At 67.3% G+C, this 24,565-nt stretch carries 17 protein-coding genes and 2 tRNA genes; 8 read left to right on the top strand and 11 right to left on the bottom strand.

Annotation, left to right across the window (positions count from 1 at the left end; all coding sequences use genetic code 11):
- Positions 1-96 precede the first annotated feature (96 nt).
- On the top strand, positions 97-1,329 hold the full coding sequence (locus ACQKJZ_RS00610; protein WP_427729609.1) for an SGNH/GDSL hydrolase family protein: 1,233 nt from the start codon (positions 97-99) through the stop codon (positions 1,327-1,329).
- Here the strand turns inward: ACQKJZ_RS00610 and ACQKJZ_RS00615 are convergent, their stop codons facing one another.
- The 4 genes from ACQKJZ_RS00615 to ACQKJZ_RS00630 form a co-directional block, all read right to left on the bottom strand.
- Positions 1,330-3,717 (bottom strand): TonB-dependent receptor, encoded by a 2,388-nt coding sequence (locus ACQKJZ_RS00615; RefSeq protein WP_427729610.1) that lies wholly within the window; start codon positions 3,715-3,717, stop codon positions 1,330-1,332.
- A gap of 14 nt (positions 3,718-3,731) precedes the next feature.
- Positions 3,732-4,673, bottom strand: a complete 942-nt coding sequence (locus tag ACQKJZ_RS00620; protein ID WP_427729611.1) for a FecR family protein — start codon at positions 4,671-4,673, stop codon at positions 3,732-3,734.
- Positions 4,670-5,173 (bottom strand): RNA polymerase sigma factor, encoded by a 504-nt coding sequence (locus ACQKJZ_RS00625; RefSeq protein ID WP_427729612.1) that lies wholly within the window; start codon positions 5,171-5,173, stop codon positions 4,670-4,672. The genes ACQKJZ_RS00620 and ACQKJZ_RS00625 overlap by 4 nt, the downstream gene beginning before the upstream one ends.
- A gap of 141 nt (positions 5,174-5,314) precedes the next feature.
- Positions 5,315-8,461, bottom strand: a complete 3,147-nt coding sequence (locus ACQKJZ_RS00630; protein WP_427729613.1) for an autotransporter outer membrane beta-barrel domain-containing protein — start codon at positions 8,459-8,461, stop codon at positions 5,315-5,317.
- Positions 8,462-8,748: 287 nt separating this feature from the next.
- Between ACQKJZ_RS00630 and mgtE the strand changes: the two genes are divergently transcribed.
- The gene (mgtE, locus tag ACQKJZ_RS00635; protein WP_427729614.1) at positions 8,749-10,107 is read left to right on the top strand and encodes a magnesium transporter; all 1,359 of its coding nucleotides are present in this window, start codon (positions 8,749-8,751) and stop codon (positions 10,105-10,107) included.
- Positions 10,108-10,131: 24 nt separating this feature from the next.
- Here mgtE and ACQKJZ_RS00640 read toward each other — a convergent pair whose 3' ends face one another.
- Both ACQKJZ_RS00640 and ACQKJZ_RS00645 read right to left on the bottom strand, forming a co-directional pair.
- On the bottom strand, positions 10,132-10,989 hold the full coding sequence (locus tag ACQKJZ_RS00640; protein ID WP_427729615.1) for a glycoside hydrolase family 16 protein: 858 nt from the start codon (positions 10,987-10,989) through the stop codon (positions 10,132-10,134).
- Between the two features lie 68 nt (positions 10,990-11,057).
- Positions 11,058-11,861, bottom strand: coding sequence for an SDR family NAD(P)-dependent oxidoreductase (locus ACQKJZ_RS00645; protein WP_427729616.1), 804 nt, complete (start codon positions 11,859-11,861; stop codon positions 11,058-11,060).
- Positions 11,862-12,103: 242 nt separating this feature from the next.
- On the opposite strand from ACQKJZ_RS00645, the gene mgrA reads away from it, so the two are divergent.
- From mgrA to ACQKJZ_RS00660, 3 genes are all read left to right on the top strand, one after another.
- A complete protein-coding gene (gene mgrA, locus ACQKJZ_RS00650) occupies positions 12,104-13,192 on the top strand; it encodes an L-glyceraldehyde 3-phosphate reductase (protein ID WP_427729617.1) in 1,089 nt (362 codons plus the stop codon).
- 493 nt (positions 13,193-13,685) lie between these two features.
- Positions 13,686-15,713 carry an acyltransferase family protein gene (locus ACQKJZ_RS00655; RefSeq protein ID WP_427729618.1) on the top strand — a complete coding sequence of 676 codons (2,028 nt, stop codon included), beginning with the start codon at positions 13,686-13,688 and terminating at the stop codon, positions 15,711-15,713.
- Entirely contained in the window at positions 15,710-17,092 is a 1,383-nt protein-coding gene (locus ACQKJZ_RS00660; protein ID WP_427729619.1) for an O-antigen ligase family protein, read from the top strand. Before ACQKJZ_RS00655 ends, ACQKJZ_RS00660 begins: the two co-directional genes overlap by 4 nt.
- Before the next feature lie 15 nt (positions 17,093-17,107).
- Here ACQKJZ_RS00660 and ACQKJZ_RS00665 read toward each other — a convergent pair whose 3' ends face one another.
- Positions 17,108-18,226: a glycosyltransferase gene (locus tag ACQKJZ_RS00665; protein ID WP_427729620.1), complete on the bottom strand. Its 1,119-nt coding sequence runs from the start codon at positions 18,224-18,226 to the stop codon at positions 17,108-17,110.
- Positions 18,227-18,402: 176 nt separating this feature from the next.
- Here ACQKJZ_RS00665 and ACQKJZ_RS00670 point away from each other — a divergent pair, with 176 nt between their 5' ends.
- Complete coding sequence (locus tag ACQKJZ_RS00670; protein ID WP_427729621.1) at positions 18,403-19,419, top strand: LLM class flavin-dependent oxidoreductase; 1,017 nt, start codon at positions 18,403-18,405, stop codon at positions 19,417-19,419.
- A gap of 106 nt (positions 19,420-19,525) precedes the next feature.
- Here ACQKJZ_RS00670 and ACQKJZ_RS00675 read toward each other — a convergent pair.
- Both ACQKJZ_RS00675 and ACQKJZ_RS00680 read right to left on the bottom strand, forming a co-directional pair.
- Positions 19,526-19,602 (bottom strand) — tRNA-Arg (locus ACQKJZ_RS00675).
- A 32-nt stretch (positions 19,603-19,634) separates the two neighbouring features.
- A tRNA-Arg gene (locus tag ACQKJZ_RS00680) sits at positions 19,635-19,711 on the bottom strand.
- A 142-nt stretch (positions 19,712-19,853) separates the two neighbouring features.
- Between ACQKJZ_RS00680 and ACQKJZ_RS00685 the strand changes: the two genes are divergently transcribed.
- Positions 19,854-20,384, top strand: a complete 531-nt coding sequence (locus ACQKJZ_RS00685; RefSeq protein WP_427729622.1) for a hypothetical protein — start codon at positions 19,854-19,856, stop codon at positions 20,382-20,384.
- Positions 20,385-20,389: 5 nt separating this feature from the next.
- Here ACQKJZ_RS00685 and ACQKJZ_RS00690 read toward each other — a convergent pair whose 3' ends face one another.
- Positions 20,390-22,594 carry a spermidine synthase gene (locus tag ACQKJZ_RS00690; protein WP_427729623.1) on the bottom strand — a complete coding sequence of 735 codons (2,205 nt, stop codon included), beginning with the start codon at positions 22,592-22,594 and terminating at the stop codon, positions 20,390-20,392.
- 26 nt (positions 22,595-22,620) lie between these two features.
- Positions 22,621-23,613 (bottom strand): porphobilinogen synthase, encoded by a 993-nt coding sequence (gene hemB, locus ACQKJZ_RS00695; RefSeq protein ID WP_427729634.1) that lies wholly within the window; start codon positions 23,611-23,613, stop codon positions 22,621-22,623.
- An 88-nt stretch (positions 23,614-23,701) separates the two neighbouring features.
- On the opposite strand from hemB, the gene ACQKJZ_RS00700 reads away from it, so the two are divergent.
- The gene (locus ACQKJZ_RS00700; RefSeq protein WP_427729635.1) at positions 23,702-24,556 is read left to right on the top strand and encodes a diacylglycerol/lipid kinase family protein; all 855 of its coding nucleotides are present in this window, start codon (positions 23,702-23,704) and stop codon (positions 24,554-24,556) included.
- Positions 24,557-24,565 lie beyond the last annotated feature (9 nt).

A 24,565-nucleotide genomic window follows, 5' to 3' on the forward strand; every position in this document is an offset into this window, starting at 1 on the left:
GCCCGGCGGGCGGCGGGTGTTTTCCCTTGATGGTGCCTCTGATATCGCTACCACATAGCGCGCCGCAAGCGCGGATGGACAGGAAGAGGATCGAGCATGACGCGTTGGGGCTTCACGGCGGCAGCGGCCTTGATGATCGCGGTAAGTGGCGGCGCGGCGGCGCAGGGGCCGCGCTGGACCCCCGCCTGGGGCTCGTCGCAGATGCGGATCGACGGGGCCAATGCCGAAAAGGTCGCCAAGGTCGGGCCCGCCACCATCCGCCAGATCGTCCACCTGACCGCCGGCGGTCGCACGCTGCGGCTGCGCCTGTCCAACATCGCGGGCACCACGCCGCTGCGGATCGGTGCGGCGACGATCGGTCTGGGCGCGCCCGGACGATCGACGGTGACCGCGCCGCTGCCGGTCCGCTTCGCGGGGGCGGCCGACGCGATCATTCCTCCGGGCGCGGAATATTATTCCGATCCCATCGCCTTGCCCGTGACGGCGGGTGGCGACGTGACCGTCAGCCTGTTCTTTCCCGACGGGCTGACCATGCCGACCGGCCATTCGGGCGCGCGATCGACGACCTATCTGTCCGCCGGCGACGCGACGCAGCGTGCCGAGCTCGCCGATGCGCAGAAGATCGGCGGCTGGTGGACGTTGTCCGACGTCGAGGTTCGCGATGCGGCGCAGACGGCGACGATCGTCGCCATCGGCGACTCGATCACCGACGGCTATGGCATCACCGACGACAGCAACACCCGCTGGCCCGACGATTTCGCCCGACGGTTGGCCGGGAACGCCGCGACGCGCCGCTTTTCGGTGGTCAATGCCGGGATCGGTGGCAACCGCGTGCTGCTCGACGGGCTGGGCCCCAATCTGATGGCGCGGTTCGACCGTGACGTGATCGGTCGGCCGGGAGTCAGCCATGTCATCCTGCTGGAGGGCGTCAACGATCTGGGCGTGTTGACCCGCGAACGCCCCGTGGACCCGGCGACGCACCGGGCGATCGTCACGCAGATCACCACCGCCTATAGACAGCTTGCGGAGCGGGCCCATGCTCATGGCATCCGCCTGATCGGCGGTACTATCACGCCGTTCCAGGGCAACGACTATTATCACCCCGGCCCGGAGACCGAGGCAGATCGTCAGGCGATCAACAGCTTCATCCGCACATCGGGCATATTCGACGGGGTCGTCGATTTCGACCGTGCGGTGCGCGATCCGGCGCGTCCCGACCGGCTGCTGCCCGCTTACGACTCGGGCGATCATCTCCACCCAAGCATGGCCGGGTACAAGGCGATGGCGGCGGCGATCCCGCTGTCGCTGTTCCGTGCCGCGCGCCGCTGATCAGAAGGCGGCGTCGAGGCCGATCCGCAGCGTTCGGGGTCGCAGCGGCGTCACCTGATCGCGCCCCGTGGTGAAGGGTGTGCCGAGCGCGAAGCGGTTGCCGCGCACATCGGCGAGGTTGGTGACGCCGGCGGTCAGCCCGAACGCGCCGAGCCCCAGGCGCGCGGTCAGCCCACTGTCGAGATAGCTGCCCTGTCGCTCCCCCAGCACCGGCCCGACGCCCAGCCGCGACGCGCCCACATAGCGCAGCCAGCCATCGATGCGCAGGTCGCGCCCGCCCGCCAACATGCGGTGATAGACCGCGCCCGCCCGCGCCGTGACCCGCGCGATATTGGGGATCTGACTTAACCGCGCGAGGATCGTCGCGCGCGCCAGCGAGGGATCGGCGACGAACCCGTCGAGGAGCGCGAAGGCACGGGTGTTCGACGGCTCGTCGATATGGCTGTCGTTATAGGAGACCGCGCCCTCGATCCGCAGCGAGTCGGACAGTCGCGCGCCAACCAGCGCCTCAATCGTCCAGAGCCGACCATCGCCGATATTGGCGGTGCTGGGCAGGCCGGTGGAATCGATGAAGTCCGCCTGGATGTCCCGCCAGGCGGTATGCGCCAGCGTGACCGACGCATCGATCGGATCGCGCCCCGGCCGTCCGGTGCGCAAACCCGCCTCGATCGTCGCGACCCGGTCGTTGCGGAACCGGCGGACCAGCGGCCCCTCGATCGTCAGCCCGCCCGGCCGGAACCCTTGCTGATAGCGCAGGAACAGCTGCGCGACTGGCGTCAGATCGATCAGGGCGGAGGCCGAAGGCAGCAGGATGGTCTGCGCGCGGCTGGCGGTCACGTCGCGCAACTGTCGCACCGCCTGAAGCGACAGGGCGGCGGGCAGGTCCTCGGCTTCACCGTCGAGCACCGAATGGGTGACGCGCAAACCGCCGGTGGTCAGCAGGCCGGGCAGCAGCCGCAGGCTCGCTTCGCCGTAAAGCGTCGCTTCCTCGACGCCGTTGACGACGCCGGTGCACGGCACCAGCGCATCCGGCTCGCCGAACAGGCGGGTCAGGCGGGTGGTGTTGTGGATATAGCTGAACCCCGCCAGCCAGCCCGAGCCGTCCGGCCGGGAATACCAGGCGCGGGTCTCATTGGCCTGCATCCGCGTACGATTGGCCTGCGCGAACAGCTGGACCGGGCCATCGGGCGGCGTCGCGTCATAGCGTTCCATCAGGTCATGCGCCGTCACCCCGCTACTGGAGCGGATACGTACCCGTCCGATCCGGCCCGACAGGACGAGCTGGCCCTGCACGAAATCGGCCGAAAAGCCTTCGGTGACCGGCGCCGAGCGGCTGAGCGGGGGGCCATCGCGATCGGCATATTGGCTGTCGGCACCACGAATGCGCTGGCCGATGCCAATCGCCTCGACGCTCCACCCGCCCCCCAGGTCGAGCCGGGCGGCGGCGCGACCGCCTTCGATCCGGGTGCGGTTGACGTCGGTGCGGTCGAGCAGCGGTTTGTCGATATAGCCGCCCTCGCTCGCCGCGTCGGCGACCAGCCGGATCGCCAGCCGGTCGGCGATGACGGGCAGGTTGAGCACCGCCTGCGCATCCGCACCCGGCGCGCCATGCGTCGTCGCCGATCCGCCCAGCATCGCCGATCCGCCGAACCGGGTCGCATCGGGCGCATTGGGCACCAGCCGGATCAGCCCGCCCAGCGACCCCGCGCCGTACAGCGTCCCCTGCGGCCCCTCCAGCACCTCGACCGCCGCCAGATCGGCGAGCCGCAGGTCGGGATCGGGCGCGTTATAGCTCAGGCGCAGGTCGCCGAAATACTGGCCCACCGTCGCCTGGGTCGGTCCGGTGAAGCTGGAATCGGCGATCCCCCGGATGAACAGCTTGTTGCGACCCGCCCCCAGATAGGTCGAGGCGATGGCCGTCATCCGGTCGGCGAGCCTGGACGTGCCCCCCGCCCCGCCCAGTGCCAGATCGGCACCGGCCACCTGCACGACTTGGCCCGCGAAATGATCGCGGGCGGTGTCGCGCTTGCTGGCGGTGACGACGACATCGCCTGGCGGCACCTCGGGCGGTGGGATAGGCGCCGGCCGGCGACGGATGATGACGGGACGATCCGGCGCGTGCGGAACGAGCCGCCAGCCTTGGCCGCCCAGCCGCTCGACGCGCGCCTGTGCCCGGCGGGCGATGAAGGCCAGCGCCTGTTCCACCGTCATCCGCCCGCGCAGCGCGGGGACCGGGCGGCGCCACAGGCCGGGATCGGGCACGACGACGCTGGCGCCGCCGGCCCGGCCCAGCGCCATGACCTGGCTGCCGACCGTTCCGGCGGGGAGGTCGACGGGCACGCGCTCGGCCGCCACGGCGGGAGCCGCCGCGACGATGCTCAGCAACACGCCCCCCGCCAACCTCACCCGCGCGGTTCCAGCATCCAGCCCTGCCCCTCCTCGCGCACCGCCACATTCAGCAGCGCGCCGAGCAGCCTGGGGTCGCGGCGCACGGCGTTCAGGTCGATCGTCCCGCGAAAGGCCTGCGCGGCGACCGACGGCCGGACCGCTATGGGTCGGCCGAGGAACCGTGCCAGATCCTCCGCCACATCGGACAGCGCCGCGCCGTCATAGGCCAGCCGCCCGTCCCGCCAGCCGCCGACCGCCTCGGGCGCCACCGCCTGGCGGACCAGCCTATTGCCCTCGGCCAGCACCGCCTGGCCCGCATCGAGCCTCAGCGCGGCGCCACGCGGATCGACCATCACCGCCCCTTCGGCCACTGCCACCCGCGTCGCCCGGCGCCCCAGCCGGACGTCAAAAACCGTGCCCAGGTCGGTCAGCGCCAGTCCGCGCGCATCGACGGAGAAGGGATGGCGGTCGTCATGCCGCACCTCGAACAGCGCCTCGCCGCGCTCCATCACCGCACGGCGCGGGTCGGCATGGTCCAGCGTGATCCGCGACCCGCCCGCCAGCATGATGGCGCTGCCATCTGCCAGCGGCACCCGTCGCACCTCACCCGCCGCCGTCTCGATGACATAAGGCTGCGGCCGTTCGCTCCACAGGCCGAGGCCGACCGCGCCCATCAAGGCTGCAGCGACGGCGCCACCGATCCAGCGCAGCGGGCGGCGACGGGGCGACTCCGCCGCGACCATGGCCGGCGAGGGCATGAGGACATCGGGATGTGCGCGCAGGGCATCCTCGGCGTCGAGCAGGGTCGCCGCCATCCGGTCATAAGCGGCGGCATGGCCCGGATCGGCCTCCAGCCAATCGGTGAAGCCGTCCCAGTCGGCGCGCGCGGGATCGGCCATGCGCAGCGCCCAGTCGAGCGCGACGTCATCGATGGGATTGACGGGGTCCTGGCTCATCCGATCTGGTCCTTGAGCGCGGCGAGCGCATGGGCCGCCATGCGCAGATCGCTTTCGACGGTGCTGATGCTGATGCCGAGTTCGGCCGCGATCTGGCGTTGGGGAATGCCCTCGATCCGGGCGCGGCGAAAGACCATCGCGGGTCGTTCGCCCAGCGCGGTCAGCGTGGTCGCCACCCGCTCGGCGGTCTGGCGGGCGACCAGCGCGCGCTCGGCGGGCGGCTCGGGGCCGGCCTCCTGCATATCCTGCCCCTCGGCCCAGTCCTGATCGCGGCGTTCGGCCTGCCGGCGCGAGCGATAGCGGTCGATCATCAGCATGTCGGCCGCGCGGTAGAGATAGGCGAGCGGGTTGGCGATCGGACCATCCATCCGCCCTGCCATCTTGACCCACAGATCCTGGACCAGATCCTCCGCCGCATCGCCCGCGCCACGCGCCGCCAGGAAGCGGACGAGCTTGTCGCGATTGGCGAGGAAGACGGCCTCGATCCCGGTGGGCGTCATAGTATCGACCGGACAAAAAGGGCGGAAGGCCGGTCGTTTAGCCGAACCCTCCGCCCGTGGAAAGGAGCCCCACCCGAGGACGGGGTGGGGCTCCGAACGCCCGCGTGCGGTACAGGGGGGATGCACGCGGACGAACTCGCCTCAAAAGGCGAACTGAAGGGCCGCGCGCGCCGACAGCGCCACGTTGCCAAGCCTTTGTTCGGCGTTCACCTCGCCGCTCAACCGGATCTCGCTGGTGCCGGTGATCGCGCGCACCCGCCCGATCCAGCCGCCGCCGCGCGCTTCGGGGTCGAGGATGAATGACGTGGCCTCGCCGAAGCTGGCGACGGTGCGGCCCAGCGCCCCGGCGACCCGCTCGCGCCGGCCGGCCTCGACTTCCAGGCGGCTCCACTGCGAATAGCGATTGTCGCCGCCGAAATTGATGCCCGCCGCGACGCTGGCGGTCAGCGCCAGTTCGTCGCTGTTGCGCTTGCGGACGGTCAGATCATAGCCCGTGCCGCCACCGACCTCGCGATAGCCGTCCTCGTTCAGCCGGTAATAGTCGATCGCCAATATGGGGCGCACGTTGAACTGGCCGACCCAATGTTCGTAGGAGACCGAGCCCGAGCCGGAGTAGAGCATGCCCTTCCAGTCGGCGGTCGCGCGGCGCTGCACCGCTTCCGATCCGATTACGCCGTCGAACTGGCGCTGCGAGTCGAAGTTGATGAAGGCCGCTGAAGCCCGCGCCTGCGCTGCCAGCGCGCCCCAGCGCGCGCGCCAGAAGCCGGCCAGCTCATATTGGCTGTGATCGACCCGGTTGACCGCCGAGCCTTCGTTGTCGCGCCCCTTCAGATAGGCGAGCGACGCGCCGAAATTGCCGGCATCGGTCTTGTGCTCGATGCCGCCGCTGACGCCCCAGCCGCGTACGTCATAGCTGCGCGTCGAGCGGGTGCCCTTGGACGAGTCCCAGCCCAGCGGCGACAGCCAATAGCCCCATTTTCCTTCCTCGCTGAACTCGCCCGCTGGTTCGCGCAGCTGTGCCGCCGCCGTGCGCGAGGCGAGCGTCACGCCCTCGAACACCCCGCCGGCATAGTTGGGCAGCATCTGCTCGATCGCGCCCCGGAAGGCCGCGCCGTCGTAAATGCCCCGGATCGAGTCGGCGAGCTTGGCATCGCTGCCGATCGCCGAGTCGATCGCGTCGAAGGCGCTGACCCCGGCATTGCTGAGACCGAGTTCGGTCTTCGCCTTGCGGCTGACCTCGACCGCGATCTCGTTGGGCTGGGCCGCGACGATCGCACCCTTGTAGAGGAAGGGCATGGCCGAGGGCGCGAGCGACATATTGTTCGCCCCCGTCAGCGTGCCCGAGCGCAGGACGACATAGCGCCCGGTCACGTCCGCCCCGCCCGACACGCGCAGCGCCAACTGGCTGTTTGCGCCTATGGCGGTCGCGCCGCCGACCTGGATCAGATTGGCGGCAGGATTGGTCTTGTCGAGCGCGACGCTCAGGATCGACTGGTCACCCATGCTCAGCGAGGCGATGTTGGTCACCCCATTGGTGGCGAAGGTGCCGCCGCCGCTGGCGACGCTGACCGCGACATGGCCGCTATTCGCCAGCCGCCCGGCGAAGACGCCCTTGCCGGTGATCGACAGCGTATCCTGGCCCAGCCCGGCGAAGTCGGCGACTCCGTCGAACCGCGCCGTGCCGCCGATGACCAAGCTGTCCGCGCCGGTGCCGAAGGTCGCGGTACCGGCATAGACACCGGTGCCGCTCATCTCCAACCGGTTGTTGCCGGCCCCGAACCCGACATCGCCCGAGACGGTGCCGGCCGCGATCTCCAGCCGGTCATTGCCGCTGCCGAAGCGGATCGCGCCGGTGATGGTCGGGGCGGCCACACCCGTGGCCGGGGCGATCTGGCGCACCACCGCGCCGCTACGGTTCGCCGACAGGTCGATCGCGACGCTGCGCGACGAATCCGCGCCGGCGCCCGCGATCGCGCCGCTATTCTCGACCAGGGTCAGCCCGCCGGTGCGGTCGAGGATCGCGGTGGCCGAGGCGGTGGCGGCGCTCGCCTTGATGCTGCCGCTGTTACGGATCGTCGGCAGGCTGGCCCCGCTGTCGATCAGCACCGCCGTGGTGACGGTCGCGGGCGCGCCGCCCCCGGTGGCGGTGATCGTGCCGCCATTGCGCAGCTCGGGTGTCGCGGCCCCTGCGCCGAAGCGGATCGCGGTCGCCTCCGCGCCATTGGCGCTGGCCTGTATCGTTCCGCCGACCGCGACGCCTTGCGCGATCTGGACATTGCCGCCGAGGCCACCGATCGCCAGCGCGGTGGCCTTCACTCCGCTATAGACGCCGACGCCCGAGATGCGGCCATTGACCACCAGCCCCGCCGCCGGGGTCGTGCCGCCGGTCGCACCGATCACGATCGCCCGGTCGGTCGCACCGATCTGCATCGCGGGAGCGGCGCCGTTGGAGATGATGTCGGCCACCTTGCCCGTGGCATTGCCCAGCGTGATCCCGCCCGCGACATTGCCGCCGACGATCAGCGCCGATCCCCCTTGCAGCAGATCGTCGGGATCGAGCTTCGACACATCGGTCGGCGGCGTGGTGTAGCGATAGCCGGTCGAGCCGATCCCGCCCTCGATGATCAGCGCGCCGCCGACATTGCCGTCGATCCGCGCGCCCACCGCGCCCTGGCCAACCGCGATGATGCTGCCGCCCAGCGTCACGTTGCCCGACACCGCGCCGGTGCGGACACCGACCGAGCGGTCGCCCAGCACGTTGATCTTGCCCGACTGCGCCAGATTGCCGGTCAGCGGCCCGTTCAGATGGATGCCGGCCGAATCGTTGCCCTCGATCGTGATCTCGCCGCTATTGGTCACATTGCCGGCAAAGGCCCCAGCCGTCCGGATGCCGGTGCGACGCGATCCTTGCGCGAACGGGCCGTCCAGATCGCCGTCCTTGTCGAGATCGGTCGGCGTATAGCTCTCATCCAGGACGATCTTGCCGCTATTGGTGATCTCGCCCGTCACCCCGGCGGCCGCGCCGATGCCGATCGCGTCATTGGCGTCGGTGATCTGGATGGTGCCGGCATTGGCGACCTTGTTGCTGCTGTCGAGGCTGACCGCCGTCCCGCCGCTGGTCACGACACTGCCCGCCGCCACGATATTGATGTCGTCGGCCGCGCCGTTCTTGATGGTCGCGGTGCGGACGGGCGTCGTCCGCTTGGTGTCGATCAAGGTCTGGGCCGACGCCGCCGAGCCGGCCATCAGGGCAAGCGTCGCGGTCGAGGCGAAAAGCAGGCGATGCACGGATAAGGTCCCCTTTGGATGCTTTTGCCCTTCCAGACGGAGCCGGTGCCGGGGTCCCTTGGTCGCTTCGTGAAAAAAGTGTCAGGCGGCCGGAACTTTGCCGCGCGGGTGTTGACGACCGTCCTCCCCAAGCGCAGAGGGCGGCCCAGGCGTGGGAGCCCCCGCGCCGTTCCAGAAAGCGAGAACATGTCCAGCGACAGTTCCAGTAGCGCCGCACGCCTCGGGCTCGACCGCTAGTTTCGCGACTGGCTTTCGTCCGCCCGGGTCGTGCGGTCGAAAGGTTTATCATGGTCAACGATCTGATCGCCGGCGTCGCAGCCGGTTTCCGTTCATCCCGTCGCGGCGTGTCCATCGCCGATCTGGTCGACACGCTTCAGTCGCTTCCCCTTGAGGATGCGGCCGACGCGCTCACGCAAATGTCCGACACCCGCGCCGTCGCCGTGCTGGACAGCCCGGAACTGCGCTGCGCTGCCGACCTGTTGACTCGCCTGGCGCCCATCCGTGCCGTCGCGCTGATCGCGCAAATGGCGGAGGACCGCGCCGCCGACGTGCTGGCCGAGATGGACGAGGAGGATGCCGCCGCGCTGCGGGCCGGCCTGCCCGCCACCGTCCGTGCCTCGATCGACACGCTGCTGCGCTGGCCGCCCGACAGCGCCGGCGGCATGATGACCACCGAATATGTGGCCAGCCCCGCCGACGCGACCGTGGCGGAGGTGCTGGCGCATATCCGCACCGTCGAGCGCAGCCGCGAAACCGTCTATTCGGTCTTTCTGCTGGAGCCGCAGGGCCGGCTGGTCGCGACCGTCTCGCTGCGCCAGTTGATCGCCGCCGAGCCGGGCTCGCTGGCGATCGAGCTGGCGCGCGGTCACGACCCGATCACCGTCGCGCCGACCACCGATCGCGAGGAGGTGGCGCACCTGATCCGCCGCCACGATCTGCTCGCCCTGCCGGTCATCGACGAACAGGGCCGCCCGATCGGCATCGTCACCGTCGACGACGTGCTCGACGCGCTGGTCGAGGCGCATACCGAGGATACGCAGCGGTTCGGTGGCGTCGAGGCGCTCGACAATCCCTATCTGGAAACCGGCTTCCTCGCGATGATCCGCAAGCGTGCGGGCTGGCTGAGCATACTGTTCTTCTCCGAAATGCTGACCGCCAGCGCGATGCAGCATTTCGAATCCGAGCTGGAGCGCGCCGTCGTCCTGACCCTGTTCATTCCCCTCATCATGAGCTCGGGCGGCAATAGTGGCAGCCAGGCGACCTCGCTGATCATCCGCGCGCTGGCGCTGGGCCAGGTGCGGGTGCGCGACTGGTGGCGGGTGGCGTTACGCGAATTGCCGGCGGGGCTGACGCTGGGCGCGATCCTGGGACTGCTCGGCATGGCGCGGATCGCACTGTGGCAGACGCTGGGTTTTTACGATTACGGCCCGCATTGGGGGCTGGTCGCCACGACGGTCGGCACCGGGCTGGTCGGGATCGTCACCTTCGGATCGCTGGCGGGATCGATGCTGCCCTTCGTCCTGCAAAAGCTGGGCTTCGATCCGGCCAGCGCCTCGGCGCCGTTCGTGGCGACGCTGGTCGATGTGACCGGCCTCGTCATCTATTTCACCATCGCGCTGGCGATCCTGTCGGGGACGCTGCTCTAAGGGTCCTCCCCAGTCCGGGGAGGATCATTTCGCCTGCCAATAGCGCACATAATCGACCGACATGCGCTGGGGCAGCGCGGCATCGTCGACGCCTTTCTTGCCGCCCCAGTCGCCGCCGACCGCAAGGTTCAGGATCAGCGCATAGGGCCGGGTGAAGGGCCAGGCCGCCGCCCCGCCCGGCCGATCGTTGCGCACCTTCATATAGGCGCGACCGTCGACGCCGATCGTGATCGCCTGCGGCGTCCAGTCGAGCTGGTAGCGGTGATAGGCGGAACAGGCATCGGCCACGCGGGTCTCCGCCCCCCTTTGCGTTCCCTTGGCGTGGTTATAGGCAGCGGAATGAAGGGTCGCATGGACGACATTGGGGTTCCAGCCGACCATCTCCATGATGTCGATCTCGCCCGCCGCCGGCCAGGGTTCGCCACTGGCCGGCAACAGCCAGATCGCCGGCCACGTGCCCCGCCCGCATGGCAGTTTGGCGCGAACCTCGTAAAAGCCGTAACCGAGCGACTGGCGCGTCACCAGCTTGGCGGAGGTATAGGCCTGCCCACCCCAGTCGGGCGCATCCTTCGCCGCCTCACGCCGCGCCTCCAGCACCAATGCGCCGTTTTCCACCCGCGCGTTGGAGCGGTCGGGACCGGCATAATATTGCAGCTCGTTATTATACCAGCCAGCCTTGTTGCGCTCGGTATCCCAGCGCCACCGGCCCGGGTCGATGCGCGTGGCGAACTCGTCGCGGAAACTGGGCGAGCCGACGGGCGTCGCCATAGGTTGGTCGGCGGCATAGTTGGTCGCACCCATTGAACCGGTTGGGGTGTCCTGCGCCGCCGCCCCATTCGCCAGCAACGCCACCGATGCCAGCAAAACCCAATGCCTACCCATGATCCCCTCCGCTTTTGCGCGACTTGTCCCTTCAGCGGAACGGTCGCGCAAGCGGAAAGGTAGATAGCTCACCCGGCGATGGTGAACACCGACCCGGAATCGACGCGGATGCCGGCACCATTGATGAAGCTTGCCCGCTCCGAACACAGGAAGGCAACCGCCGCCGCCACCTCTTCGGGTCTGCCGCGCCGCTTCAGCACCATGCCCGGACGCTCCTCTTCCAGGAAACTGTCGATCGCCTCGTCGAAGCTGGTGCCCTTTTCCTGCGCCCGCTTCTCCATCATCTTGTCGGTCATCGGCGTGGCGATGAAGGCGGGCGACACCGTGTTCACCAGCACATTGTCGCCGCCATAAGCCTTGGACAGGCCCTTGGCGAGGCTGAGGATTCCCGCCTTCGCCGCGCAATAGGGCAGTTCATCGATATAAGGCTGTACCGCATCCTCCGACGCGAACAGCACGATCCGGCCCCAGCCCTTCGCGCGCATCGCAGGGATCGCCTCCCGGCACATGCGCACCGCACCCATCAGGTCGATGTCGAGCGTCTGCTGCCAACCGGCATCGTCGATTTCAAGGAAATCACCGGTAGCCCCGGTCACGCCGGCGGCGTTGACATAGATGTCCGGCTCGCCCAGCCGCTCGCGGACCTCGCGCCAGATGGCCTTCACGTCATCGGGCTTGGTCACATCGCCGGTCACCGCGATCACCTCGCCCAGCGGCTCCAGTTCCGCGACCGCGTCCTCCATCGTGCCACCAGGCTTGTCGGTCAGCGCGACGCGGACACCTGCTTCCAGCAGGAAGCGCGCGGTGTCCTTGCCCATGCCCGAATCCGACCCGCTGATGAGCGCGATGCGCCCCTTGATACCCAGGTCCATCGTCAATCTCCTCACTCGTCGGAATAGGCGTGCGGTGCGTCCATGATCGAACGACCGGCATCTGGATCAATAATCTGGGCTTCAAGCGCCGAGCGGGCCCAGGGTTCCTCGCCATCGCCAAAAGCGCGATCGTGGAACGGCTCGGCGGCACGGCACGTTCGATGGAAAAGCCATGCTTATCCCAGGTGGTTGGCGCGACCGATACGACCGGGATAGATGACCGCCCCATCCAAGGAACCGCCATGCCCTTCCCCACGCCCTACACCGCCGCCGCCGATCGTTACGACGCGGGCATGCCCTATCGCCACGTGGGGCGCAGCGGCCTGCGCCTGCCGGCGATCAGCCTGGGGCTATGGCAGAACTTCGGCGGCACCGACGTGTTCGAGACCGGGCGCAGCATCCTGCGGCGGGCCTTCGACCGGGGCGTCACCCATTTCGATCTCGCGAACAATTACGGTCCGCCCTATGGTTCGGCGGAAGAGAATTTCGGCCGCGTCCTGGCGAGCGATTTCGCGCGGCACCGTGACGAACTCATCATTTCGACCAAGGCGGGCTGGGACATGTGGCCTGGGCCTTACGGCGATATCGGCTCGTCCAGGAAATATCTGATCGCCAGCTGCGACCAGAGCCTGAAGCGGATGGGGCTCGACTATGTCGACATCTTCTATTCGCACCGCGTCGATCCGAACACGCCGCTGGAAGAGACGATGGGCGCGCTCGTCCAGCTGCACCGCCAGGGCAAGGCGCTCTATATCGGGCTGTCCTCCTACGAACCCGGCCTGACCCGCCGCGCCGCCGCGATCCTGGCCGAGGAGAAGGTGCCGCTGTTCATCCACCAGCCGAGCTATTCGATCCTCAACCGCTGGATCGAGCGCGAATTGCTGTCGACGCTGGAGGATCTGGGCACCGGCTGCATCGCCTTTTCCCCGCTCGCGCAGGGAATGTTGACCGACAAATATCTGGACGGCATACCGCAGGACGCACGCGCCAACCGGGGCGGCTCCCTGTCGCAGTCGCTGCTGACCGAGGCCAATCTGGCCTCCATCCGCACGCTGAATGCGATAGCCAAGGAACGCGGCCAGACGCTGGCCCAGATGGCGATCGCCTGGGTGCTGCGCGATCCGCGCGTCACCTCGGCGCTGATCGGCGCGCGAACCGTCGAACAGCTGGGCGATTCGCTCGACGCCCTCGACCGTCTGGACTTCGCCGCGGAGGAACTGGCCGCGATCGACCGGGCGGCGGCGGATGGCGGGATCAACCTGTGGGCGGAATCCTCCGACATCGTGGACATGCCGGCCGCACAGGGGGTGTCAAAGACCAGCTCGCGCTGATGGCGTACTGGCGATCGGGTGGCAGGCGACGTGGATTTGCGACTGTGGATCGCATCCATTCGTCCCAAAGGCGAACACTCGCCGACATGTCTTGCCCTTCCTAAGCCAGCCCACGATTGCCCCTGCACTCTGAAAGCGATGTCATGACGGCAACATTTCGGATTGCGGATACGGCTTACAACATTTTGTTTTTATAGCTTAAATTTCCCTACAGGCCCCAGCGACCAGGCACTTTGGCCTATGGCCCGACCGCCGTGACGGGGCTTCACACAGGCTCGACAAAGGCCGTCGCGCGCCCCTGCCCCGTCCGCGTTGCACCGGGTGCGCAGCTTATTCTAAGCCCGGATCGATCAAGGGCGGGGGCTAGAATGATTTTTGATGTTGCGCGATGCGGAGGCGCGCGTGTCGATTGGACCGATGCGGTTCGGGCGAGCGATCTTCACGCAGCTTGGTCTCACCCCGTGCCCAATGCGAATACGTGACGCGAACCGCGATGTCTTCGTCCACCGTCCCCGGCCGTCCCGTCGACCACTTCCTGGCCGCGCCCTCCAATGCGCGCGAGCGTGCGAACAGCGGGAGCGAGGCACCTGCCGCGCCTCTGCAATCGAGCAAGATCGCCTATCGCGCCGATATCGACGGCCTTCGCGCTCTGGCGATCGTGCCGGTCGTGCTGTTCCATGCCGGCATCTCGCTCTTCAGCGGCGGTTTTGTCGGCGTCGACGTCTTCTTCGTCATCTCGGGTTTCCTGATCACCACCGGCCTGTTGCAGGACGCGTCGATCACCCGCTTCTACGAACGTCGCCTGCGCCGTATCCTGCCCGCACTGACCGCGATGATGACGATCTCGACGATCGCGGCGCTATTCATCCTGTTGCCGGGGGATCTGCTTGCCTTTGGCAAGAGCATGGCCTCGGCGCTGCTGTTCGGGTCCAACGTCTATTTCTGGCGGCAATCGGGCTATTTCGCCACGATCACCGAGACGTGGCCCCTGCTCCACACCTGGTCGCTGGGCGTCGAGGAACAATTCTACATCTTCTTTCCGCTGTGCATCCTGCTGCTGGGGCGGGCACGGCGGCGGCTGTTGCCGGTCGCGATCATTGCGATGGCGGCAGTCTCCTTCTGGGCCGCGCAGTTCCTGATCGGCAACATGAAGGAGACCATGGCCTTCTATCTGATGCCGTCGCGGGCGTGGGAGTTGTTGCTCGGTTCGCTGCTGGCGACCGGCGTCGTGCCGACGACCCGCAACCGGGCCATCGGTGCCCTTGGCGCGGCCGTGGGTATCGCTCTGATCCTGTTCGGCGTCTTCACCTATAGCGCGGCGACGTCCTTCCCGGGACTGAATGCGGTTCCGCCCGTGCTCGGCTCGGCGCTGATCATCTGGGCCGGGCAGAATGGCGAGCATCCGCTGTCGCCGGTGCTGGGCTCCACCCCGCTGCGTTTCATCGGCCTCATCTCCTATTCGCTCTATCTGTGGCATTGGCCGATCCTGGCGTTCGCCCGTTACGTCGCGATCGAACCGATCACACCGTTCGTCGCCACGCTGGCGGTGATCGGCTCGGTCGTCGCCGCCTACCTGTCCTGGCGCTATGTCGAGCGGCCGTTTCGCCACGTCAGCGCACGCGGCAAGATCTGGGGCTGGTCCGCGGCGGCCGGCGGCGTGATGGCGCTCGCCAGCCTGGCGCTGATCGTCAGCCACGGCTTTCCGCAACGCTTTTCGCCCGCCATCGTCGCCCTCAATGCGGATCAGGATGACAGCTGGCGTTGCAGCCCGTCCGCCTTCGTCCGGCTGGGCAACTTTTATGCCTGCGCGGTCGACTTGCCGTCGCACGACGTGCGTAAGGCAGATGTGATCCTGTGGGGCGACAGCCATGCGCAGATGTACGTACCGGCGCTTCGTGCGGCCCTGCACGGACGATCGGCGCTGTTGGTCAATGCCTATGGCTGTGCGCCTACCGTCCGGGGTGGACAGGATGCCAATTGTACGCGGATCCAGAACGAGAATTTCAAGCACGTCGCCGCGCTGCCCGCCAAGATCGTGATCCTCGCGCAGAACTGGCCGCAATATCGCAAGGAGGTCGGCAGGCGGACGGGCGGCAAGACCCCGCCGGACCAGCGCTTCCTGCCCGCCGCACGTCGTTTCGCCGAGACGGTCGAGGCGCTGCACGCGGCCGGCAAGACCGTCTATGCCCTGCCCGCCGTTCCCAATCCCGAATATGAACTGCCCAGCGTCGTATCGCGCGACCTGGCTTTTCATGGGGAGCCGCGCCATCCGACCGGCGTCACCAACGCCGATTTCCGTCGAGATTTCGCCAATGTGCTGGCCGTGGAGGACCGGCTGGTCGCTGAAGGCAAATTGTCGTTGATCGATGTGCGTCGGTTCATCTGTCACCCCGACATTTGCCACTTCATCCAGAACGGTCATAGCGTCTTTGCCGATCATGGCCACGTGACCAATGCCTTTGCCCGAGCGATGGGCCCGACCTTCGACGCGGCCCTGCGGCCCGCGCTGGCCAAGCCATGACCTGGCGTACCGGCACATGGCCCAACGCGCACAGGCCCAACGCGCGCAGGCCGACCGCCAACGGAGCAGCGGCTGGCACCGCCAAATCCTCTGCGGCTTTGGCCGGGTGGACGGCCGCGCCCTTTTCGGGCCTGATATTCCTGTTGTTGATGATCCGCTTCGGCATGGACCGGGCCTTGATGGGAACGTCGATCTCGCTGGGTTCGGCGAATTTCACGCTCGGCATCCTGTTCAATTTTGCCTTCGTGTTCATCGCGTTCACCCTGCTGGGCTTCACGCTGTTTTCGAACCGGGCCATGCAGTCCGACGCGGCGCTGCCGCTGGCGCTCTGGCTGCCGTTCCTGGCATCCTTGTTCGCGTCGGTCCTCTACACGGCGTACCCCATGGAGGGGATCAAGTTCTTCTGGAACGTCCTGACCTATTTCTGCCTGTTCGTCGTCGGGGTTCACTACAGCCGCTACTTCACGATCGGCCGCATCGCCGAGATCGTCATCCTGACCGGCATTTTTCCGATCCTGGTTTCGCTGGGCTTTCTCGTGACCGACGGATTCGGCCAGCGACTTCAGGGCGCGGCCGGGCATCCCAACATGCTGGCCTTCTTCCTTTTTTTCTATGTCAGTGTCGGCTATCACGGCATCATCTGGGGCTGGATCAGGGCGAAGGCCATTCGCTACATCGCCATTCCCTTTTGCGGGTTGGCGACGTTGGAATTGCTGCTGACCGGCACGCGGTCCGCCTTCGTCGCGCTGTTCGCGTTCATTCTGGTATCGACGCTGCGCCGGCCGGCGCTGCTGCTGCTCGTGCTGCCCGCACCGCTGCTCGCCCTGGCGATCCCCAGCGTCAACGAGCGCGTCACAGAAGTCTTCCATGCGGATAAGCCGACCGTCAGCTACGAGTACTTCGTGGCGACCGCACGCGGCGATACCGACAGCGAGGGGGGCGTTCAGGCCGATTCCGGCATGTGGCGCATGTTCCTGTGGAAGGCCGCATGGCCGGTCATTCTGGAGGCCCCGCTGCTCGGACACGGCGCCTCGTCATTCCTGCCCAGTTCGCAGGAATTCTTTCCGCTCAATGCCTCCGGGGGATCGGGTGCGCACAATATCTATGTGCAGATCCTGTTCGAACAGGGCTTTGTCGGGCTGTTCGCCTATCTATGGCTGGTTCTCGGTGTATGCGCCGTGGCGATCATGCGTTGGCGCTACAATCCCAGCGTCGCGGTCTTCGTCCTCATGATCGTCTTGTGCTTCGGGGTCGCCAGTTTCAGCGATAACATGCTCTATTATCTGATCGATCAGATCTATATCTGGTTCATCTCGGGCTTCGCGCTTGGCGTGCTGACGAACGCGAAGGCCCATGAACGGCGGGCGGTCCGGCGCTGACCCCCGCCCCGGCCGTCAATCCGGTGCGCCGTGGACGCCTTCGACAAATCCGTCCAGCTTTCGCAGGCCGTGCGTACCGGACGCCATGAGATGACGTGAGATCGCCAGAAGATGCGACAGATAGCCTTCGAGGCTGCTTCGCGTTCCGGCGACCTTCGCCGCCCTGGTGCGGATGCGATCGACGGCGGCCTCGTTCTCCGGCGCCTCCGCCCACCGCACCGCATCTGCAAAGCCCTGGGGCGTGCTGTCGACGATCAGCCCGGTCTCGCCATCGTCGATATAGTCGCGGACGCCCCGCACATCGTTGACGATGACCAGTTTCTCTAGCAGCATCGCGTTCAGATAGGTCTGCTGCCCCGCGCTGCGGGTCGATTGTTCGAGCGGGACGACGACGTGGCGAGCACCGCGCAGTTCCTCCATATAGACGTTATGGGGCAGGGGGCGGCACAGGATATTGGCCGGCAAGGCCTCCTCACGATAGGACGTCGCCATGCGCAATTCGACGCCAAGGCCACGGAATGCCTTGGTGATCAGCGGATAGTCGCGCAGCGAGTTGCCGCCGGCGAAGACATAATCGCCGCGTTGGAGCGGCTGATCGTCCTGATACATGGTATGGCAAAAGGGGGTGAAGACGACCCGGCTGGCATCGACATTCCAGCGATCGCCGAACTCCTCGCGTTCGGATGACGAAAGCACGCAATAGATGACCTTGTCATGGTCGATCAGCCGGACCATCGTCCGCGACAGCACCGGCATCACCCAGGACAGCCACGGCGCGCGCTTCTCCAGCGCACGGCTCCTCTGTTCCCAGGTGCAATCGACCAGCACCACCCAGGGCCGGCGCGTCCACTTCAGAACCAGCGCGGCGAGGATATCGCAATAGCGATCGGCAAAGCCCAGGGCGCCGTTGAGGATGACGACGTCCTTGTCACGGCTCTGCTCACGGATGGCGCGCAGATAAGCGCCCAATCCGATGCAGCGGCGATCGATCAGATGGACGTCGCGCCAAACCGACCTGTCGCTCCAAAGCGAAGACGCCACCCGCGCCCGATCCGCCACCACCATGTAAAGCCCCCCGGAAAGACCTGATCGAAGCGCCCCCGCCTCGCCGTCACGGCCGGCTGTATCCCCCACGCCCGCCCTGCTCAACATGGGGCGGCCGTCCGTTTCGCGAGGGAATCAATTCCTGTCCCCTTATGGTTCATATCGGTGCGATGCGGCCGAGACACATGGTGGCGGTACTGACGCGAAAATCTGCGTTTCGCGAAACGGTGCATGCCATTTGGACGTGACGCGCCTATCTCATTGGCATGAAGAAGATCGGCTTCCTGTCATTCGGCCACTGGTCGGCCTCGCCCCAATCCGCCACGCGTTCGGCGCAGGACGTGTTGCTCCAGTCGATCGATCTGGCGGTCGCGGCGGAGGAACTGGGGGCGGACGGCGCCTATTTCCGGGTCCATCATTTCGCGCAGCAACTCGCCTCGCCCTTCCCGCTGCTCGCCGCCGTCGGTGCACGGACCTCCCGAATCGAGATCGGGACCGGCGTCATCGACATGCGCTATGAGAACCCCTTGTACATGGTCGAGGATGCGGGGGCGGCGGACCTGATCAGCGGCGGGCGTCTGCAACTGGGGATCAGCCGCGGTTCGCCTGAACAGGTGATCGAGGGGTGGCGCCATTTCGGCTATGCCCCCGCCGAGGGTGAGACCGATGCCGATCTGGGCCGCCGTCATGCCGAGGTGTTCCTGCACCTGCTGAAGGGTCAGGGTTTCGCCAAGCCCAATCCGCGCCCGATGTTTCCCAGCCCGCCGGGGCTTTTGCGGCTGGAGCCGCATTCGGAGGGCCTGCGCGACCGGATCTGGTGGGGATCGGCGTCGAACGCCACCGCGATCTGGGCGGCGAGGCACGGCATGAACCTGCAAAGCTCGACGCTGAAGGCCGATGAGAGCGGCGAGCCGTTCCATGTCCAGCAGGCCAGGCAGATCCGCGCCTATCGCGACGCCTGGACCGCCGCCGGCCACCCGCGTGCACCGCGCGTGTCGGTTTCCCGCTCGATCTTCGCGCTGACCACCGATCAGGACCGCGCCTATTTCGGCCGTGACGACAGCAGCGACCAGGTCGGGGTCATCGATAACATGCGCGCCGTGTTCGGTCGCTCCTATGCCGCCGAGCCCGAGCGGCTGATCGAACAGCTGCGCGCCGACGAAGCGATCGCCGAGGCCGATACGCTGTTGCTGACCGTCCCCAACCAGCTTGGGGTGGCCTATAACGCGCATGTGATCGAGAACATCCTGCGCCACATCGCCCCCGCGCTCGGCTGGCGCTGATCGCGGCCGGCGGCCGGCGGCCGGCGGCCCCGGCCATGGGTGTCGGGGTCGCAAACCAATCCGGCCAAGGGGCGGACCACGATAGATCGGCGATGTCAGGAAGAAATGGCGCGCCCGGAACGATTCGAACGTCCGACCCTCAGATTCGTAGTCTGATGCTCTATCCAGCTGAGCTACGGGCGCGCATGGGTCTATCAAGACCGGATATGATCCACTGGCGCGCCCGGAACGATTCGAACGTCCGACCCTCAGATTCGTAGTCTGATGCTCTATCCAGCTGAGCTACGGGCGCGCTGTGGAGGTGGGCTGATAGAAGTCGTTTCGGATCGTGGCAAGGGGATTTTGCGCGGTTATCCACAATTTCTTCGCGCGCGGCACGCTTTGCCCTTTGCGGCATTTTGCCTGCGGGCCTCGCCGCGTCTAGGGTATCCGTAATGATCGATCTTTCCTTCCGCCGCCGTCCGGCCGCCATGCCGCTGGTGATCCTGGGCCTGTTGGGTGCCGCACTTGGCGGTTGTTCGCGGGATACCGCCGCCTATCCGTCGCTGGCGGTCCGCCCTGCGGAAAAGCAGGGCTTCGCCGAACCGGTCGTCGCGCCGGCCGTCCTGAAGCCCGATCCCGCGCTGGACCAGCGCATCGCGCAGATCGGCGACAGGTTGCAGGCCATCGAGCAGGAATTCGCCAAGGGGCATGACCAGGCGCGTGCCAGCGCCCATAAGGCGCGCGGGCAAGCGGCGGGCAGCGAAGCCTGGCTGACCGCGCAGACCGATTTGGCGACGCTCGACGAGATTCGCGCCCGTAGCTCGGCGATGCTGGCCGAGGTCGATGACCTCGCCATCGCCCGAGCGGCCGAATTGCAACCCGATTATCCCGCGCTCGTGGCGTTGCGGGCCCGCATCGCGCAGGCCGTCGCGCGACAGGGGCAGCAGATCGATACGCTGTCGGCCGGCCTGTCCGCCGCCTGACCCGCTCAGAACCGATTGATGAACGGCAGGACCGTCGAATAATCGTCGGTCCAGGGCTTCAGCCTCGCCGGGGCGGTGGCAGGGGCCCAGTCGCCGCCCTGGGTCTCCAGCGCCGTCATGGTACCGGCATCGCGCGACAGCGCCAGCCAGACCGAGCTGGTCGCCTGCGCCTCGCGGTCCAGTTCGGACGGGATATAGTGCATCTTGCGCACGATCCAGCCGCCGTCACGACCCGCCGCCGCCACGACCGGCTCCAGGTCGACGAAGCGGTTGGAGATATGGATCAGCAGCAGGCCACGCCGCGACAGGACGCGGCCATAGGTCTGGAACGCCTCACGCGTCAGCAGGTGCGCGGGCACCGCATCGGACGAAAAGGCGTCGAGCGCGAGGAGGTCGAGGCTCGCCGACGCTTCCTGGCTCAACCGGATCCGGGCGTCGCCGATGCGGATCAGCGCGCGCGGTCGGCATTGGCGCAGATAGGTGAACTGGCCCGTATCGCGCGCGATGCGGACGATGACCGGGTCGATCTCATAGAAGCGCCAGACCTGACCCGGCCGCGCATAGCAGGCAAGCGTGCCGGTCCCCAGCCCGACCACCCCGATCCGCGCACCCGGGCCGTAAATGGCGGGCGCCGCGCGCATGGCGCGCCCGACACCCGAATAGGGCGCGTAATAGGTGGTGGGCGTCCGCTCGCGCTGTACCGATCCACGCAACTGGATGCCATGGACCGTCGATCCATGATCGAGCTCGCGATAACCGGCACCGTCGCGCACGGTATAGACCCCGAAATAGCTGCGCATGCGCGCGTCATGTTCGAGCGATAGTGACAGCGCACGGTAGCCGCCGAACATCACCAGCGCCCCCGCCAATAACAGCGTGAACCCGATCCGCGCGCCGATCGTCAGGAAACCCAGCAGCGCGATCACCAGGAACGCCCTGCCCTGCCGTTCCTCGCCGAACCATTCGGGCGGCCCGACGAGCCTGAGGTCGAGCAACAGTCCGATCACGATGGTCAGCGCGATCAGCATGACCCGGTGATGCCGCCACCACCATCGGCGCAGGCCCTCCGTCATGAACATCTGCGGGATCAACGCCCCCGCCGCCAAGATCAGCAACGGATATTCATAGGTCCAGTCGAACAGGACCGGCGCCGCCATGCCGGTGAACACGCCACCCAGCGCGCCGCCGACCGCCATCCACAGGTAGAAGCCGGTCAGCCGATCCGCCGCCGGCCGCGCCCGGTACAGCGCGGTATGAAGCGCAACCGACACCATGAACAGCAGGAGCAGTGCGACGGCGGCGTTAAAATAGGGGCGTTGCGGATGGCCGTCCATGATGATGCCGCCGAACAGCAGCAGCGTCACCGGGGCGACGCGGGTCAGCGTATCGGCCACCCCGCGCCGCGTCGCGAAGGCGATGATGAAACTCAGCAGGTAAAGCCCGAGCGGCAGCACCCACAACAGCGGCATCGCGACGATATCGGTGGTGATATAGGTCGACGTCGCCAGCACCAGCCCGGACGGGACCGCCGCCAATGCCGTCCAATAAGCGATCCGTCGCGGCGGGGGCGCGGCCGATGGCACGGCCACGGCCGGCTCACCGCGCGGCACCGCCGGCAACCGCATCGCACAGGCCAGCACGAGAAGGGCGAGCAGGCCATAGCCCGCGCTCCACATCAGGCTTTGCGCATGCAGCGCCATGGTCGGCTCGACCAACAGCGGATAGGCGATCAGCCCGGCAAAGCTGCCCAGATTAGACGCGGCATAGAGCGCATAGGGGTTGCGCCCGGGCTCGGCGAGCGCGAACCAGCGCTGGATCAGCGGGGCCTGCGCCGACACGGCGAAGAATAACGGCCCGATCGACAGGCCGAGCAGCCAGGGTACCCAAATGGCCGGTTCGGCATCGGCCGGCGGCTGGACGGTGATCAGCCCGATCGGCAACCACAAGGCCGCAAGCAACAGTACGCCGCCATGGATCGCCGCCTGCACGCGCGGCCGCCACCGCCCCAGCACATGGGCATAGGCATAGCCGCCGAGCAGCAACGCCTGATAGACCAGCATCGCCGAGTTCCACACCGCCGGCGCGCCGCCCAGCCGGGGCAACGCCATGCGCGCCACCATCGGCTGGACCAGGAACAACAGGAACGATCCCGTCAGGATCGTGGCGACGAACATCGTACGCGCCAGACGTGCGGGTATCGAACCGGACATGACGGGCGGGGCGGCGACGCGGATTGTCAGGCGTTCAGCAGACGTGCGGCATGGGCGGCATGATAGGTCAGCACCCCCGAACATCCCGCCCGCTTGAACGCCATCAGCGTCTCCAGCACCATCGCATCGCGGTCGGCGGCGCCGGCGGCTACCGCCGTCTCGATCATCGCATACTCGCCCGACACCTGATAGGCGAAGGTGGGCACACGGAATTCCTCCTTCACCCGGCGGATGATGTCGAGATAGGGCAGACCCGGCTTCACCATGACGCTGTCGGCGCCCTCAGCCAGGTCGAGCGCGACCTCGCGGAGCGCTTCCTCGGCATTGGCGTGATCCATCTGATAGGTCTTCTTGTCGCCCTTCAACAGGCCGCGCGTGTTCACCGCATCGCGGAACGGGCCGTAAAAGGCGCTCGCATATTTGGCGGCATAGGCCATGATCTGGACATTGGCGAAGCCCTCAGCCTCCAGTGCGGCACGGATCATGCCGATCCGTCCGTCCATCATGTCCGACGGGGCGATCACGTCCGACCCCGCGCGCGCCTGGGTCAACGCCTGCTGGACCAACGCCTCGGCGGTGCTGTCATTGACGACATAGCCGGCGGCATCGACCAGCCCGTCATGGCCATGGGTCGTATAGGGATCGAGCGCGACATCGGTCAGCACCCCGATGCCGGGCACCGCATCCTTGATCGCGCGAATCGCCCGGCACATCAGATTGTCGGGGTTCAGCGCCTCGCGCCCGTCTTCGCTGCGCAGGTGCGACGGCGTATTGGGGAACAGCGCCAGGCACGGAATACCCAGATCGGCCGCCTCGCGCGCGCGCGCGACGATCCCGTCGAGCGACCAGCGCGACACACCGGGCAGGCTGGCGATCGGTTCCTCGACCCCCTGCCCCTCGGTCACGAACAGCGGCCAGATCAGATCGGCCGGGGTCAGCACCGTCTCGGCATGAAGCCGCCGGCTCCATGCGGAGGCGCGGGTACGGCGAAGGCGAAGCGCGGGGTAGGAAGCGGTCATCATATTGGCATTTGGGGGATCGTACCCGGCTTGCCAAGCGTTGCGCGAACGAAAGGAATCCAGGTTGAGAGAGATACGATCGGCCGCGATGGTGGTGAACGCCAAATCCCGGCGTGGCCAGACGCTGTTTCGTCGCGCCTGCGCGGCGCTGTCCGACCTGCCCTATCCGGTCGACGCGCGCGCGGTCGAGGACCCGAAGGATCTGGAGCCGACGGTCCGCGAACTCCTGGCCGCCAAGCCCGATCTTCTGATCCTGGGCGGGGGCGACGGCACGGTCAGCGGCTTGGTCGACCTGATGGTCGGTCATGACGTGATGCTGGGCGTGCTGCCGCTGGGCACCGCGAACAGCTTCGTCCGTTCGCTGGGCATCCCCCTCGACATCGACGGCGCGGTGGAGGTGATCCGTACCGGCCGGCCGCGCCGCATCGACTTGGGCATGATAGACAAGGATTATTACGCCAATTGCGCCGCGATGGGGATCAGCCCCAAGATCGCCGAGACGGTGCCCCATGGCCTGAAGAAAGTCGCCGGGCGGCTGGGCTATCTCGGCTGGGCGGCCTATCAGTTCCTGCGCTTTCGCCCCTTCACGCTGATCGTGGAGCAGGATGGACAGCGCGAGCGGCTGCGTGTCGTCGAGGTCCGTATCTCGAACGGCCCCTATCATGGCGGCACCGAGCTGGTGGAATCCGCAACGGTCGACTCGGGCGAGATCGTGGTGCAGGCGGTGTGCGGCCATGTAAAGCGCCGGCTGCTCGCCAATTGGGCGGCCAGCATCCTGCGCAGCGACTATCGCCGCGAAAAGGTGCGCGAATTCCGGGGCCGGGAAATCAAGATCAACACCATCCCGCCGCTGCCCATCTCGATCGATGGCGAGGTACTGGCCCGCACGCCCGTCACCGCGCGGATCGCGGCGGGGATCATCGAGGTGATGGCCCCCGCCTGATCGCCACCA

Source organism: Sphingomonas sp. NPDC019816 (assembly GCF_050274375.1).
Lineage (GTDB): Bacteria > Pseudomonadota > Alphaproteobacteria > Sphingomonadales > Sphingomonadaceae > Sphingomonas.